The following is a 15,849-nucleotide window of genomic DNA, read 5'->3' as shown; positions in this document are numbered from 1 at the left end:
ATGCCACTGAACGTGGCATGTCTAATGAAAGAATTACTTACCAGAAGTCATTTTTCCGGTCGGTAGGTCGTAAGTCACAACACCACCGCTTTGTAGTTCACCGCCTTCTTTCTCGTAGTGATGTTTCTGAGAAATAGAAGTGTAAGAAAGAGATAGGCTTTCGTACGGTTGAGAACCGTCAGTGCCGCTCACGTTGTAAGAAACTAGACGCGCTTTTTCTAGCTTAACTTGGAAGTAAACGTCTGCACCCTGGCCATCGTTAGAAGGCTTAGTAAATGCAATCTCAACTGTTTTACCTTCTTTACCTGGGTTGAAGAGGTAAGACAGTAGATCTTCAGAAGCACCATCAACTTCTTTAGTTACGCTAACTTCGCTTACGCCAACCATGCCTGAATCCGCATTGGTGCCGTTACCGATGTCCATAGCAACGTTACGAACGCCACCCCAAGAGTAAGAGTTGATTGCAAACCAACCGTCATTTTTACCTTCAGCCGTTTCTAGCTGACCGATAGTCGCTGCGCCCTCAACTTGAAGACCGCTTACACGCATGTAAATACTTGCCATGATTTTTCCTTATTTTTTAAACACAATTACCAACTCAGAGCCGACGTAGCGGATGATTGTGGTTTTTCATCTTGCTTAGATTGGGTATCTACAGGGGAAGTCTGAGATACATGCTCTTCGACACTTGGCGGCTCCGAAACGGGAGGCGTCGCTTGAGGTGTCTGGGGGCTTTTAATGTCCACCGTTGGAGTACTCACCTCCGGCAGCAAAACCTGATCGAGATGATTCAATCCGGCGGCATTAAAAATCGTACTAAGAGCGTCACCGTTTTGTTCCGACATCATTTCTTGCAGCAACTCAGGTAAGGATAAATATCCCCATCGAATCGCTTTTTCTAACAAGAATGAAATTGGGCTATGCGGTTCGCTCTGGCGAAAATAATCAGAGACTTCTCTCAGCAAATGGAAAGCTAAGTCTCGGTTCATGTTGTTTAAGTTACCCAGTTCAGAGAGGTTTCCTGCGTGTAAGTGTTGACTTACGGTCTGAGCCTGCTCCGATGCCATAGGTATTGGCTCTATCTGTTTTGCATCCATATCGCTTGGCTGATGACCTTCAGAAACTGAACTTTCGGCAACCTCTTGCTCTACTGCCTTAGCCTCCGCTTTCGGGGCCAACTTAATTCCGCTTAAATGAACCAAAGCGTTTTCAACGCGGGTAAGCAGTGACTTCGCAAATCCAAAGTTGGTAGTTTGAATGCCTACAGACTGACAATGAGTGCTCACTAACGAAGACAAACGCTCCAACTGGGAGATACAACGTTTGGCATTTTCCATCTTGAATTGAATCGCGGAACGCTCTTGCGCCACCGTGGTGGTAAGCGTAGATTTCAGTTGGCTAATTTCGCCTTTTCTCTCTGCACTTTGAAAATCAAAAAACGTTACGTCCCCAACTAAGGGCAGTTGCAGCATCGGTGCATAGAGAATCGAGCTTTCCTCGCTATCACCAACTAATTGGAAAAATGCTTTAACTTTCGCATCAGCTTGCTCTCTCTCTTTGCCCTTATCATCATCAGATTTGAGCTTTTCAACTGGCAGTACAGGGTTGAGGTGCTCCCAGTACTTCTCACTTAAATCGGCTAACCACTCAAGGCTATTCGCAGCACTTTCTAACGTGGTATCGAGAAGGAATTGAGCGGCAATAAACCATGATATGAGCTCGATATCTCTGGTTGTATTTGAAAACTGTTCGAACAAGCTGTCTGAAAGAGTCTTCCAGCTATTTAGACATGCCTCTTGTAACGCGTCTTTCTCGTCGGCACTGGGGTTTTGACTTAGCTTACGCAGAGCTGTTTGCGCGACATTAAATTCATTACGTAATGGGCGAAAAGCACCTTTATCCAGTTTAAGGTAAACGCCACAGATAGAATCATCACTCAGAGGTGTAGAAAGTTGCTCAATTTGATGCTTTGAAAAAGGCATAGGTTTCCACTCTATTTCAACTATCCGTTCAAGTTCCAATTAAGTTCAATCGCTATTCCTCCTGAAAGAAAAAAGCTATAGTTATTAAATTAGCTTAGCCTGAAAGACTCTTATTTTTTCGAAAAACAACATCTTACTGAAATCACCTCACACTAAGTGATAAACATATTAATTGCTAATGATATATTTTTTAGTTGAGGTATAGAGATAGCAATTTAAGCCATATTTAGTTGACATTTAGGTCATCCGACCTCTTGCCGAGAGAAAAATAAGAAAAAAAACATAAACCCATGATTTAAGTGATTTAAAATGCAAGATAACGCTATAAATAAATATATTAACGACATCTTAAACACTCAGAAAATAGATATGCACCAATAAATAATTAGCGAGAAAATTTATCATTTAAAGTTAATCATCTTTGAGAATGACCTCAAAGCAATCGGTTTTATCAATTTTAAATAGTAATATGTTAAACAAATCACCTTGAATTAAGATCTAACTCGAAATAGATTAAATGCGTAAGTCCTGAACGTTGATGTCATTACATCAAGTAATAATGATATCAATTGTTATTTAATAGTGAATTAAGTGAATATGAGCAGTAATGAACTAAAGCACCAAACCCGCTCCCTCACCATCAAGCTTTCAGATGGCAAAAGTTGTATTGTCACCCAATTAATTGGAGAGGAAAGCATATCTGGAGGTTGCAAGTTTTCCGTTTCCATCGCGGCAAACATGGAGATCGATACCAAAAACCTAGGCAAAGCAGTTTGTGTATCTTACGAGTTTGATGTCGGAAAGCGCTTTTTTTCAGGCATATGTAGCACTCTGCAATTCACAGGATATAGCAAAGACAAGCACCAGTTTTATTATCAAATAGAGATATTGGATCCGCTTAGCTTACTGAAATACAAGCGAAGTCGTCAGATTTTTCAAAACATGACAACGAAACAGATCATTGAAAATCTGTTAGAAAAAGCTGATCTCAAAAGCTATTTTCACTTTTCCCTTTCCACAAATGGGAAAAAACATGAGTATTGTGTTCAACTTGATGAAACCGACCAAGCTTTTATACGGCGCTTGTTAGCAAGCGAAGGTTGGCACTACTACGTACGCCATCAATCCAATAAGTCGACAGTCAGCATTGGCGATTCAAATCAACGATTTGAGAAAATGTCTGGTCCAAATTTAAGCTATCAAATAGGTGGCAACAATCAGCAGCACGTACTAACAACGTGGAGTCAAGCCCACCATGTTGGCAGTGGAAAGGTATCTGTCGCCGATCATACTCAAGATATGGCTGAATTTTTTGATAGCGGCACCCGAAGAAGCACCGAAAGTTATGCACCAACTTCATTGACACAAGAACTCTTTGCACTTGGTCACGAGAATAAAAATGAAGTCCGTGACGCAGCAAAAATGCATATGGAAGCGTTAGATCTTAAGAAGTCAGCCTCTCACTCATCATCTAGTTTAGCAACGCTAGCTTGTGGCTATAAATTTGTTCTAACGAACCATCCTCTCGGTTCAATGAACCAAGAGTACATCGTCACTCATCTATCACATCGCATATCCAAAGAAGAATCGAAAAACGACGTCGCTTATCAGAATCAGTTTTCTTGCATCCCTTCATCACTAGTCTTTCGTCCAGAGATATTAGATAAACCGCGTGTCCATAGTTTACATACAGCAACCGTCACCGGGCCAAAGGGAGAAGAGATTTACCGAGATAAATTGGGTCGAGTAAAAGTGCAATTTCACTGGGATAGAAGCGGCAAAAATGACGAAAACAGTTCATGTTGGCTGCCAGTATCACAAGGGTTCGCCAGTAAGGGGTTCGGTTCTCAGTTCACACCACGCATTGGTGATGAAGTGATTGTGCAATACATTGATGGTGATCCCAATCACCCTATCGTGACCGGCTCTTTATACAACAAAAACAGCTCAGCCCCTTTCAGCTCGGATACTCAAAATGGCATCAAAACTCGTTCAACGCCTAAGGGCAGCAGCAAGCAAGGAAACGAACTGCGTTTTGAAGATCAAAAAGACAAAGAACAAGTGTACTTACATGCTGAAAAAGATTGGCTACTGGACGTAAATAACGACAGCCAGTCAACAATTAAAGGCATGAAAAAGACCCAAGTTGAGAAGAGTGCCACCTTAAACGTTAAAGAAGATATACAAGTCGAAAGTGAAAAAACGCTTACCGCCAAAAGTAAAGACAACTGGACGGGTGACAGTGATAAAGATCTAAACCTCAGTGCTGCTTCCAACATCAATATTGCGGCTAAATCGACAGTCAGCGTTGATGGCAACCAAGTGTCGATCTGCGGTAAATCAAAGATCGAACTCAAAGTGGGCGCGAGTAAAATCGAGATCAGCGCTAGTGGTATTAAGATCGACGCTCCTCAAGTCTCTGTTTCAGGTAAAGCAAAAGCAGAAATGAAAGCCGCAATGATCAATATTGAAGGCCAAGGTAAGGCCGATGTAAAAGCAGCGTTGGTATCGGTTAATGGCAGCGCCATGACACAGATAAAAGCCGGGGCCATGGTGCAAATTCAAGGCGCAATTACAAAGGTAAATTGATGATGTTGATAAAGGTTCCCCACCAATCCGCGCAAGACATCTTAAATGTCTACGAGCCAAATGCTGCATTCGCAGAGTTAGCAGATGCAAACACTACGCCTATCGATTTGATTTCTGTGGCGATGGAACAAGAGCTGTTTGCCGATGCTGTAACTTTTCTTGCACATGCTCTCCCAGTTCGTGAATCCATTTGGTGGAGCGTAACCTGCGCCGCCTCTCTGCATCACTGGATAGAAGACGAAGCCAATGCCATTCGCGCAGCAAAGGCTTGGGTTTATACACCTGATGAAACAAGCCGCCGTTTTGCAGAACAAATGGCAGAAAAAGCGGGATTAGAAACCGGTGCAGGATGGGCAGCTCAAGCGGCTTTTTGGAGTGGTGGCAGTATGATTAAGCCAGAGGATCCTGCTGTTCCCCCTCCCCCATACTTGTACGCGCAAGCGGTCGCAGGAAGCATTAACCTTTCAGCAGTCTTACCTGACGGTGAAGAAGCAAAAGAACGCTATCAACAGTTTGTAGAAATGGGTCTAAACATCGCCTCTGGCGGGAACGGTCAACAATAGGGAAAGAACATGCTACCAGCAGCCAGAGCAACAGACATGCACATGTGCCCGATGCAAACACCAGCAGTGGTGCCAATACCTCACGTAGGCGGGCCATTACTCCCACTTCCAACAACAGTATTGATCGGCAACCTACCAGCCGCCACTCTAGGGCAAATATGTGTTTGTGTCGGCCCACCAGATAGTGTTGTTAAAGGAAGTGCAACCGTACTGATTAACAATAAGCCCGCGGCGCGCATGGGCGATCTAACTGCCCATGGCGGAACTATAGTGATGGGGATGCCAACCGTATTGATTGGTGGGTAATCACATTTCACTCAAGTTAAATAGGCAGATGAACCGCACAATTTACAGGCTTTGTTGCTGAATTTAGTTTATGAGCGTACGCTAGCTAAATCGCATGCACCATCTCCCGAGATCGCCTTGATGACTCTGCGTGTTTGAGTAGATTGGGGAGTACTTCCGCATCTGTCACACCTTATAATGTCAGCTCCGCTGCGATAATTTCATGAGTATAGGAATCAACAGCAAGATGGAGTTTACGCCAGACTCTACGCTTACCATCGGTTTCTGCTTTTTCACTTTCCATTCGCCCTCACCATATACCTTGAGTCCAGTTGCATCAATGGCTAGGTGCTGAATAGTGTCTCGTGTAGAGGTTTTAAAGCAAGCCTCAACATCGTTAGATCGGCGACTTATGCAAGTATAGTGGGGACCAACCAATGGAACATTCGCCGATCTAAAAACGGAGTCGATAAAGCCTTGCAACCCCCTTAAATGTAAGGAAAAAATGCGCTTATCATGAAAGCAGTTGTGATAGCTAGGTCACTAAACAATCGTGGTCTACCACGCCCATCCTGCTAAGGTTGTTTCCACTCAGTTATCGCTTCTTCATCAATCCAAAACGTGAGTAAACCTCGGGTGATGAGTGAGTTATTGTACTTGCGCCAGTTAGTGGTTTTATAGCGAGGGATTTGCATGAAATTAAATTAAGTGAATGTCCCTGATCTGATCGTAAGATTCTGATTTAGCTCATTCAATTTCAGCAACAAAGCTTTTTCAAGTGCTAATGAGACCAAGAGGTAGCTTGGTGGCTCGAATCCTAAGTAGAAGCCGATAATGCTCTTTGTATGAGTGTCGTAAAAAAGTGTATTAATTAGAATTTGTGTTGAAGTAATGGTTGGTTTTTCTACTTCACTAGTAACTAGGTTTTCGATGCCACCAAATGCTTTTAATTGCACTGCTTTCATAAGTTGTTACCTATTTTATTTGTTTAAATTCGCCTAATTTCTAAACTAAAATCCGTTGGGGTTATCTATAATGTAAACCCAGCCACCATCTACATAGCGCATAACTTCAAGAGCTGTTCCTGTCATAGCATTTGATATCTCCCACTCCGTGCGAATCATGGCAACGTCATTATTAATGTGGATAGATACACTTTTTGTCACTATTTCCACATCACCTTGCATGAATGTTTTTAATACCTCTTTTATTTCGTCATGACCTTTGGCTTGATTACCCTCTTTATCGAGGACGAGTACTGCATCTTTATCAAAGAGAGTGCTCAAACCTTCTAAATCGTGCTGGGCAAAATACTGTCCAAAAAGAGCGTGAAGCTCTCCAGGTGTTTGAGGCTTGACATATTCCGTAGCTTGTAGGCCAAATGAGAAAATAGGGAGAAAAAGTAAAATAAATCGCATAATTAGTCCTTGATTATTACTGTGCCAATGTAAACCCAACTGGTGCGTTGCTGGTTTGATAACAATAATGAACTTGGTTACTAATTAAAATTAGCTACTAAAAAGTAACTAGTTACACAAAGGTAACTAATGGTTTGTGGTAAGCTTGAACATTAGACTGATCACTAATGCATAAGAGCAGTATGGATTATTTATGAAAGTGACGAAAAAGGTAGTGGGTCATCAAGTACAGCCCAATGACTACTGTAGCGTGGATAAGTATTTAACTTTGATATCCACGAAGTGGACAGCTCATATCGTCTGGCTTTTGGGTCAAAGTGATGAAATGCGTTTTGGACAAATTCGCAAACAGTTAGCGTTGGTTTCAAGTAAAGTGCTCACAGAACGTTTGAAGCTGCTTCAACAGTATGGCTTTGTATGGCGTAGGCAAGAAGATACTATACCAGTGACTGTAAACTATGGCTTAACACATAAAGGAAAAGAGTTTGCACAAATAGTTAATTTTATTGTGCAAAAAGCGGACGACTGGGATTCGAGGTAATTAGGTGTTGAATACCCATCCTCTATCTTTTGGCGCTATTACTACTTGAACGATTCTTTTCTCATTCAGCGTTACCCTCAACTAAGAGTTGGATTTTAAATAAAGGAGTTCAGACTTGCTCCTTTTTGCCATTCGGATAACTTTTAGTAAGACTAGTACACACTAATAGAATGTAAGTGAACAAAAGATAAATAGTTTTGGGGCAGAGTCGTGTTTGCCGAGATTGGCTTCAGAACGTCCTTGGACAACAACGCTGGTTAAGCTTTAGGTCACCACTCCATTCAGAATCTTAAAGGCACAATGAACTTTACCGATTCGCGGTGCTCAAAAGGTGAAAATTTTAACTTATATATTAATTTTAAGGGATTGAAATGGGCCTGATTCGGATAATTCTAGTAATACCGCTACTTATTGTTGGCGTCGCCAAAGCGTCTTCTACTATCCATAGTATCGAGCGGCAAGATGGCTCATCGTTAATTTATTACCTCACCAAAACGGCGGAAAATCCGAGTAATACCTTGTTGGTTATCATGCAAGGCTCTGATTGCAATAGCGTCTCCCACAGCACGACGATTAATGACCTATTTTCTCAAACGGCGCCAGAGGCTGATTTACTCACGGTAGAGAAATACGGGCTAAACCAAGCGATCAGGTGGAATCCCGATGGCGATAGCCCTGATTGCCCGACAGCGTACATTCAAAAGGATTCACCGACACAGCGCACGGCAGACTACCGACAAGTGATCGAAAGACTCGAGAGTAATTATGAGCACATTATTGTACTTGGCGGGAGTGAAGGGGCCGTAGTTGCCGCCATGGTCGCGTCACAAGTTCCATCGGTTGATAGCTTAGTGTCTTTGAACGCTGGTGGGCGCTTCTTCGTTGATGATGTTCTCTATAATATGGAGCAAACTATGCCATCGGAAGCCTTGATAGAAGCAAAAAATGGTTTCTTGGGTTTTCAGCAAGCCGTGGTAAGCGCTGAAACAATGGACATCAATATGAGCTCCCATGGTTTTGCTTGGTGGAAAGAGATGCTGACGTTAGACCAAAGGACGATACTTGAACGGGTCAGTGCCGACATTCTCATTTTGCAGTCGGAGCGAGACATTAACGTTTCACCTGATCAGGCGAAACGACAAGCAGAGCAACTGATGCAGTCGCGTTCGAACGTGTCGTTTGTGTTACTCGCTGGTTTGGATCACGCTTTTCAAAACCAGCGAGGAGAAAGTGAGATACCAGCCGTTATCAAACAGATTCGAGCATGGTTAGAACGAACTTAGTTAGCACAGGAAGAAAAAGAAATGGAAAAGAAATGGGGTAAGGTCTTGCGTTTTGCCACACATTACTTTTGCATATCAAAACTAGCTGACTATCGGAAACGTAATCGAAGTGCAACAAGCTTTGGTGCGAGTTGAACTAGCCAGAGGTAGCTAGCTCGAAGCTGGACAAAAGTGTTTTAGATTCAGCATCTGAAGTTGTGACATTCAGATTAGAAAAACTATGGAACGATGAATCTGTCAGTAAAAAGTAGAGCTTTTAAGTGAGTACCGTTTATGTGCAAATTTGCCCCTTTAAAGAAAACTGACTGGTGCAAATACATCTTAAAACGTACCTCAACAAAAAAGGTCACTCCCCCGAATGACCTTGGCAAATGCCAATTTAGGTATAATAGACAGCACCTACTACAAATATTTTGAATTATCAATTTGACGTAAGGAACTCAGCCACTTTTTCTAAAGTAGGAACGTTTCCTTTCGGACCGACAGAGCCAACGCTGATTGCAGCAGCAGCACACGCAAACTCAAGTCCTGAACGCAGTGGCATCTTATTTATTTGGGTATATAAAAAGGAAGCGTTAAATGTATCCCCTGCACCAGTTGTATCTACTACTGGCACATTAAAACCTGGGTAGGAATCATACTCACCATTTACAAAAGCAATAGCACCATCCTTACCTAGCGTGACAACTACACCATCAAGTTGATAGCTTTCCACCATCGACATCAAGGCATCTTTAGAAGCGTCTTGCCCCGTCGCTTTCTTAAAACCATCTTGATTGAAGTAAACTAAGTCGGCACCCGTTAAAATTATGTTTAAATCGCCATCATCATTGACTATGGTAGGTTCAATATCAACAACTACCTTTGTAGAGCTATTTTTTGCAATTTTCGCCAGCTCTTTAAACTTTTCTAAATTTCCAGGCATAGTGTAAAGGTATCGACTGCTAGCAACTGCGACTACCACTAGTTCTTCAATAAATTCATAGCTGCTTGAAGGTACAAATATCAATGATTTCTCACCAGAGTCATCAAGCATGATAATTGCAGTGCTCTGTTCATAGCCCTTCGGTTGAAGCACAAACTTCAAGTCAACATTGTACTTAACATATTCATCTAAGACTTTGATGCCATGTTTATCGTCCGCTACTCGCGCTAAGGTTGCTGTTTTTAGGCCAAGAGAACCGCAGACGCATGCGCTATTTGCGACAGTCCCCCCAACTTGCTCCGCAATTTTAATACCTAAAACTTTGTCATCTTGTTTAGGTAAACGATCAACTTTCAATGTCATATCAACATTTGCATCGCCTACCGCTAATACATCATATCGTTTCATAGGTTTCCCTCAAATTTGTGCGCGAACCAAGCCATTCGCAACGGCTTTTTTCGCCATAAGAAAAGCTATCATCTGTGCAATAGACATTAATTCAATGCTTGTATGTTCTTTACTGAAAGACTCTTCTGTACGGTAGTTAAAGCTGATGAAATTATTAGAGTCTAAGAAAGCTTCATCAATTTCATATTGATGGATAAGCAATACCTTTGCGCCAACATTAAGTAAGTCTGTTATTGTTGAGCGTGTAAGCTCAGTAGCTTGTGAATCCTCATCAAAGATAAAGAATAACTTTCCGCGCTGAGGTAAAAACATACGCAAAGAGTGGTGATACTCTTCAGTTGGCATTGCATTCGCCTCAATCATTGGACCACATGCCAATAAATTAGCCATAGTTTCTGCTATATACGAGCTATAGCCAGTACCTAAGCATGTCCACCCAGCCGCGTGAATCATTAAATCAATGAGTTCTTCATTGAAGAAAGCTTCTGTCCTAGAAAGAACCCTTTCGATAATTTTCGGCGTATCCACTAACTCCAATACAAACTCTTTTGTAAGACCATTTCTGTTATCTAGAAACGAAATTAGATTTAATAATGCAATGAAAGAGCAGACCGTACTTTGGGTAGGCATACCACGCTTACTAGCTAACGTTGAGATGATATATGTAGGGCGGATAGGGCGAGACCATTTAGCCGCATCGTTAACTAATGCAATTGTTTTAAATCCGTTGATAATCGCCTTTTCTAGAGCAATGATTACTTGTGAATATCTACCACTAGAAGTGATAGCGATGACAAGTGTTTCGGAGTTCGCCGCTTGATATTCTTCATACGCAACAAAATCATAAGACTGTACTGCTTCTACAGTGATCCCACTATGCAAGTTCGCTGAAGCTTGAGCCATTTTAGCAACAATGTATGATTCGCCGCTTCCAATAAGTATGATTTTCTTTATACCCTCTAGGGCAAAACTAACTGTGCGTATTTGCGTTAAATTCGAAACAGTATCTCGAATCGCGACAGGTATACCGTCAATCTCATGTTTCGTAGCAGAAAGAGGCATAATTGCCTCTTTCTCATTTAACCATAAGTCTTTCACTCTATGCTCCGACTACGATTTCAGTTAAGCCTGTAGCAATACCTTCGATGTCGAAATCTTTATTATTTACCTCTAACCACTCCTGATACATATCTACAGGTAAAGCATCAAAGCCATGTAAAGCACCAGCAATTGAACCCACCATCGTTGCGATACTATCTGTATCGTTACCAACGTTAGCTGATGCAATAACCCCCTTCATTACATCGCCTTTAGTAAAGGCAAAGATCCCCATAGCACAAGGAATAGATTCATGGGCAGTAACCGAGTTACCTACATAACCCTCGATTTTTCGCAAGAATTCAACTGTATCGGTACATTGTCTTGCGATATCGATTGCAAGCTGAATCTTCATTTCAATACTTGGACCTGCAACGACACGAGCATGTTTTTTAGCCAATTCTTCGCCGATACGAGCGCCTTTTAGCGAAGCGTCCAGAATAGATGCAATTGTCGCATTCTCAGTCATCGCTTCAGACACAGCAGCGGCAATCGCACATGCTGATGCAATTGCAATATTTGTATCATGTGAAGGAAGACAGGTTTTAAGCGCCAGTTCACATGCAGCCTCAATGTTGCCAGGATAAACTAAACCAGCAGGTGCAACTCTCATGCCCGCACCATTAGTAACGCCAACTTGTGGTGCTTGACGTTCTGAAGTACCAATTCGACCAATCATATTGGTTGGAGTACCTTCTTTTAGCGCCTTAACGATAAGTTCTGTCGTTGGACCTTTGTAGTTCGCATAAGGTTGCATGTCAGCCCAACGTAGTAAGCAGTCTACCCAATCTTTATTCGTGAAATTATCTCTGCCTGCTTTGATGATACCTTCCGCTAAAACATACATTTGGCTAGCATCATCCGTAATAAGTCCTTTAACGCCATTTAAATCACCAGCAAATGTATCTTTTGGTGGCTCTACGAATTTCTCTAGCAATCCATCATATTTAGTTAAGATTTCATCAATTGAATATAGCTCTGTTGGCGCACCCAGAGCGTCACCCATACCCGCAGCAGCTAATGAACCTTTAATTTTGTTAAAAATAATTTTCTCTTTAGACATCAAACTGTTCCTTCTAAATTATGGATTTTTTGTGCAAGTTTTTGTTGTTTTCTTTTGTTATGAAGACTGTGGATAATTAAGGCGCTAATCGTAACGATCGCAGGGATCATCGCGACAATTTCACTTGGAATTTCAAATAGAGCGAGTCGAGGTTCTAATGCTGCGCTCGCACCAAACAGTAATGCTGCTAACATAGCTCCTATCGGATGTTTAGCGCCTAAATAGATAGCTGCAAGAGCGATAAACCCACGACCATTGGTCATATTGGCTTGGAAGAACGATAAGTAACCCATGCTGAGATAAATACCACCAAGTCCAGCGAACAAACCGCTTAATAGAATGGACTTATACTTTACTCGTTTTACATCAATACCCACTGAACGAGCAGCTTCTTCATTCTCACCCACTGCACGTAAGTTTTTACCTAAGCGGGTTTTGTATAAAAGAATGTTCACACCAATTACGCTAGCGAATGCCAAATAAGTAATTACGTTATAGCCTTCACCTGTATCAGAATTCAGTAAATCACCTAATAGTGGGATATGGTTAATAACCGGGATTTCCAATAACGGAAGTACTGGGCTAATTAATGTACTTGTAGAACCTTTATCCCCAGTTAAAATAAACATAAGGAATACAGTCACACCACCTGCCAAAACATTAATACCAATACCAGATAGGATTAAGTTGCCTCCCAACTCAAGGTGAAAGAATGCTAATACCCAAGCTAAAACTATTGACGAAAGCAAACCACAAAGCATACCAAACCAAGGAGCAAACCATGTAAGTTCTGGAAACCACACCATGAAGTATGCGCCAAACAAAACCCCGAAAAACGCGGCGATAAGCATCAGTCCTTCTAAAGCAATATTAATTACGCCACAAAGTTCAGTGATTAACCCACCCATGGTAGCTAAAATAAGTGGTGTTGCTGCTCTTAATGTTGCAGCTAAAAATGCAAACGAGAATATGGCTTCAAATGCTAATTCAAACATATTAAACCCCTTTATTTTCAAATTGAGCAATTACTTTTAATTTATTACTCTTAACTTTATTTAATAGACGAATTGCAAACGGCTTAATATGTTCAACCATGACAAAAAGAATAATTAATGCCTGAATAATCAAAACAATTTCACGTGGCACGTCTGTGCTTCGCTCCATGATTTGAGAGCCAACACGTAGATAACTATAAAGCAGTGCGCAAAGTGGAATAAGACGAGGGTCATTACGAGCAAGTAAAGCCACAACAATACCTTCAAAACCAATGCCAGGAGCAAGATACAAATTCAATCGACTCGTAACACCCAATGCCATGTGAGCGCCAGCTAATCCAGCAAATACACCACTAACAGCAAACGTAAGCATGACGATACGCTTAGTAGCAATACCACCATATTTAGCGAAACGCTCATTAATACCGATGATGTTTAGCTGGTATCCAAACTTAGAGCGATATACAAGCAAAATCACAAATGCTACAGCAGCAACCATGATATAAAACATCGACGTTAGGCGAGTACCATCCAAGATATAAGATAATCTCGCAGCTTCTGGTATAGTCTGAGAAGCGATATAACCTGCACTTGGGTCGTTCATGTAATACACGAGGACATATCTATATAGCTGCACAGCAATGGCATTTAACATCAACGTACTTACGATTTCGTTAGCATTCAAGTACGCTTTTAGGTATCCAGGTATTAGTCCCCAAAGAAACCCAACTGTTGCTGCTGCGACCAAAGCTAATGGAATAACAAAAAAACTTGGACCATCAATATAAATAGCCACACAAGCCGACACCAAAGCACCAAGGAATAATTGACCTTCCGCCCCCATACTGAACTGCTGTGCTCTAAAAGCTAAGCAAACAGAAAGCCCAAGTAGTGTTAATGTCGTGAAGTCAATCAACCAAGATCCCGTACGACTCATTCCTTTTAAGTGCAACGCACCATCAGCAAATGAAATTTTAGGGAAAGGACCAGTCAATAAAATTTTGAACGCACCGAAGGCATCTTCGCTAATAAATAGAGTAATAATAAAACCGATTAATATTGCTGCGAATACTACGGTAAATATTCTGGATAGTTCTCTAATCACTTTGTTTTCAAATACACACTTAATATTCATTAGATGTATCCTTTTTTAAACCAAGCATATAAAGACCTAAATCTTTTTCATCTATATTTTTATTATCAAGAACAGCCACAATTTCACCTTTGTAAACAACAGCTATTCTGTCTGAAATAGAGAGTATTTCATCAAGGTCGGCAGAAAATAAAAGAACGGCTTTTTTTTCTGATCTTAGTTTCAACAATTCAGTTCGAATTAATTCCGAAGCACCAATATCTACGCCACGTGTTGGTTGAGCAGCAATGAGTACTTTTGGATCAGAAGATATTTCACGTGCAATAACAACTTTCTGCATGTTACCGCCAGAAAGAGAGCCGATTGCTGTTTCTTGACTGTGGCATCTGATATCAAATCTTTTTATTAATTCATCTATGTGAGTTCTGGCAAATTTCATGTTAATTAAACCTAATTTGCCAAATGCTCTGTGATGAAATCTATCAATGATAATGTTGTCTCGGATAGAAGCGTCACCCGCAGTGCCATCACCTTTGCGGTCTTCTGAAACATGTGCGATACCTAAGTCTCGAACTTGTCTTGGTGTAAGTCCTAAAACTTCTTGGTTATAAAACTTGATAGAACCTGAGTTTGCTCGGCTTAAACCTACAATGGTTTGAGCTAGTTCAGTTTGACCATTACCCTCAACACCTGCGATACCTAAAATCTCGCCCTCATAAAGGTCTAGATTTAAGCCTTTTAGTCTTGGGATTCCTGCGGAGTCGGTATAATTTAGTTTTTTAATTTCAAGTGCTTTAGCACCTCGTTTAACAGCAGGTCTATCATATTGCGTTACGATCTCTCGACCGACCATTTTAGCCGCGATTTGTTCTTCGTTAACGTCTTTCGTGTCGTAACCACCAGTAACTCGCCCATGTTGGATAACTGTAATTCTGTCAGACGCGAAGGTCACTTCTTTAAGTTTATGAGTAATAAAGATAATCGACTTTCCTTGCTCTCTAGTAAGCTGCTTTAACGAAGCAAATAGTTCTTCACTCTCTTGAGGTGTAAGTACAGCAGTAGGTTCATCGAGGATAAGTAAGTCAGCACCGCGATAGAGTGCTTTTAATATTTCCACACGCTGTCTCATCCCTACAGGGATAGATTCCACCGTAGCTTCAGCGTCAACTTGGAAATTATATTTTTCAGAAAGACGCTTGGTTACTTCAATAGCAGCTTCTTTATCTAGTAAGTTGCCATTTAAAATATCGTTACCTAGCGTAATATTTTCAGCAACAGTGAATGATGGAATAAGCATGAACTCTTGGTGAACCATTCCAATACCAAATTCAATTGCTTCTTTAGGACCATTTAAATCTAGTTTATTGCCTCTGTAGTATATAGAACCGCTACTTGGCTTAATCATGCCGTACAGCATTTTCATTAGTGTACTTTTACCAGCGCCGTTTTCTCCACAGATAGCATGCATTTCACCCTGTGCTACGGTAAAACTAATATCTAAGTTCGCAACCACACCGTTTTCATACGTTTTAGATATATTATCTACTATTAAAAAATCATTCATAAGGCGTACCGATTCAATAGCCACAGTACTGTGGCTATTAGG

General features: G+C 41.2%; 15 protein-coding genes and 1 pseudogene. 5 read left to right on the top strand and 11 right to left on the bottom strand.

Annotated features, from left to right (window positions below; translation table 11 throughout):
• Positions 1-33 precede the first annotated feature (33 nt).
• Together IQP38_RS02990 and IQP38_RS02985 are read right to left on the bottom strand one after the other, a co-directional pair.
• On the bottom strand, positions 34-564 hold the full coding sequence (locus tag IQP38_RS02990) for an Hcp family type VI secretion system effector (protein WP_008219014.1): 531 nt from the start codon (positions 562-564) through the stop codon (positions 34-36).
• A 26-nt stretch (positions 565-590) separates the two neighbouring features.
• On the bottom strand, positions 591-1,982 hold the full coding sequence (locus tag IQP38_RS02985) for an ImpA family type VI secretion system protein (RefSeq protein WP_140184292.1): 1,392 nt from the start codon (positions 1,980-1,982) through the stop codon (positions 591-593).
• 597 nt (positions 1,983-2,579) lie between these two features.
• Between IQP38_RS02985 and IQP38_RS02980 the strand changes: the two genes are divergently transcribed.
• Genes IQP38_RS02980 through IQP38_RS02970 form a run of 3 tightly spaced genes read left to right on the top strand, consistent with a single transcriptional unit; the run spans position 2,580 to position 5,440 of the window.
• Positions 2,580-4,571: a type VI secretion system Vgr family protein gene (locus tag IQP38_RS02980; protein ID WP_180818148.1), complete on the top strand. Its 1,992-nt coding sequence runs from the start codon at positions 2,580-2,582 to the stop codon at positions 4,569-4,571.
• On the top strand, positions 4,571-5,134 hold the full coding sequence (locus IQP38_RS02975; RefSeq protein ID WP_077282309.1) for a DUF6931 family protein: 564 nt from the start codon (positions 4,571-4,573) through the stop codon (positions 5,132-5,134). The genes IQP38_RS02980 and IQP38_RS02975 overlap by 1 nt, the downstream gene beginning before the upstream one ends.
• A 9-nt stretch (positions 5,135-5,143) precedes the next feature.
• Entirely contained in the window at positions 5,144-5,440 is a 297-nt protein-coding gene (locus tag IQP38_RS02970) for a PAAR domain-containing protein (protein WP_010446907.1), read from the top strand.
• Between the two features lie 89 nt (positions 5,441-5,529).
• Here the strand turns inward: IQP38_RS02970 and IQP38_RS02965 are convergent.
• The 3 genes and pseudogenes from IQP38_RS02965 to IQP38_RS02955 all read right to left on the bottom strand — a co-directional run.
• Positions 5,530-6,114: pseudogene (locus IQP38_RS02965) on the bottom strand (IS5 family transposase); the annotation flags it as partial.
• A gap of 9 nt (positions 6,115-6,123) precedes the next feature.
• Positions 6,124-6,384 carry a hypothetical protein gene (locus IQP38_RS02960; RefSeq protein ID WP_086587260.1) on the bottom strand — a complete coding sequence of 87 codons (261 nt, stop codon included), beginning with the start codon at positions 6,382-6,384 and terminating at the stop codon, positions 6,124-6,126.
• Positions 6,385-6,429: 45 nt separating this feature from the next.
• Positions 6,430-6,837, bottom strand: a complete 408-nt coding sequence (locus IQP38_RS02955) for a YybH family protein (protein ID WP_086587259.1) — start codon at positions 6,835-6,837, stop codon at positions 6,430-6,432.
• Between the two features lie 193 nt (positions 6,838-7,030).
• Here IQP38_RS02955 and IQP38_RS02950 point away from each other — a divergent pair, with 193 nt between their 5' ends.
• Entirely contained in the window at positions 7,031-7,378 is a 348-nt protein-coding gene (locus IQP38_RS02950) for a winged helix-turn-helix transcriptional regulator (protein ID WP_086587258.1), read from the top strand.
• Between the two features lie 371 nt (positions 7,379-7,749).
• A complete protein-coding gene (locus tag IQP38_RS02945; protein WP_054577219.1) occupies positions 7,750-8,661 on the top strand; it encodes an alpha/beta hydrolase in 912 nt (303 codons plus the stop codon).
• Between the two features lie 421 nt (positions 8,662-9,082).
• On the opposite strand, the gene IQP38_RS02940 is transcribed toward IQP38_RS02945, so the two are convergent.
• From IQP38_RS02940 to IQP38_RS02915, 6 genes are read right to left on the bottom strand one after another with little or no spacing between them, the layout of a single operon-like run.
• Positions 9,083-9,994: a carbohydrate kinase family protein gene (locus IQP38_RS02940; protein WP_140184393.1), complete on the bottom strand. Its 912-nt coding sequence runs from the start codon at positions 9,992-9,994 to the stop codon at positions 9,083-9,085.
• Between the two features lie 9 nt (positions 9,995-10,003).
• Positions 10,004-11,092 (bottom strand): SIS domain-containing protein, encoded by a 1,089-nt coding sequence (locus IQP38_RS02935; protein ID WP_140184392.1) that lies wholly within the window; start codon positions 11,090-11,092, stop codon positions 10,004-10,006.
• A gap of 1 nt (position 11,093) precedes the next feature.
• The gene (locus IQP38_RS02930) at positions 11,094-12,155 is read right to left on the bottom strand and encodes an ADP-ribosylglycohydrolase family protein (RefSeq protein WP_193837299.1); all 1,062 of its coding nucleotides are present in this window, start codon (positions 12,153-12,155) and stop codon (positions 11,094-11,096) included.
• Complete coding sequence (locus IQP38_RS02925; RefSeq protein ID WP_140184390.1) at positions 12,155-13,150, bottom strand: ABC transporter permease; 996 nt, start codon at positions 13,148-13,150, stop codon at positions 12,155-12,157. Before IQP38_RS02925 ends, IQP38_RS02930 begins: the two co-directional genes overlap by 1 nt.
• 1 nt (position 13,151) lies before the next feature.
• Positions 13,152-14,285 (bottom strand): ABC transporter permease, encoded by a 1,134-nt coding sequence (locus IQP38_RS02920; RefSeq protein ID WP_193837298.1) that lies wholly within the window; start codon positions 14,283-14,285, stop codon positions 13,152-13,154.
• A complete protein-coding gene (locus IQP38_RS02915) occupies positions 14,275-15,807 on the bottom strand; it encodes an ABC transporter ATP-binding protein (RefSeq protein WP_193837297.1) in 1,533 nt (510 codons plus the stop codon). The genes IQP38_RS02920 and IQP38_RS02915 overlap by 11 nt, the downstream gene beginning before the upstream one ends.
• Between the last annotated feature and the right edge of the window lie 42 nt (positions 15,808-15,849).

It is taken from the genome of Vibrio sp. OPT41 (assembly GCF_015163595.1).
Lineage (GTDB): Bacteria > Pseudomonadota > Gammaproteobacteria > Enterobacterales > Vibrionaceae > Vibrio > Vibrio alginolyticus.
The sequence above is the reverse complement of the archived record's forward strand: the minus strand, read 5'-3'. Positions and strand labels throughout refer to the sequence as shown.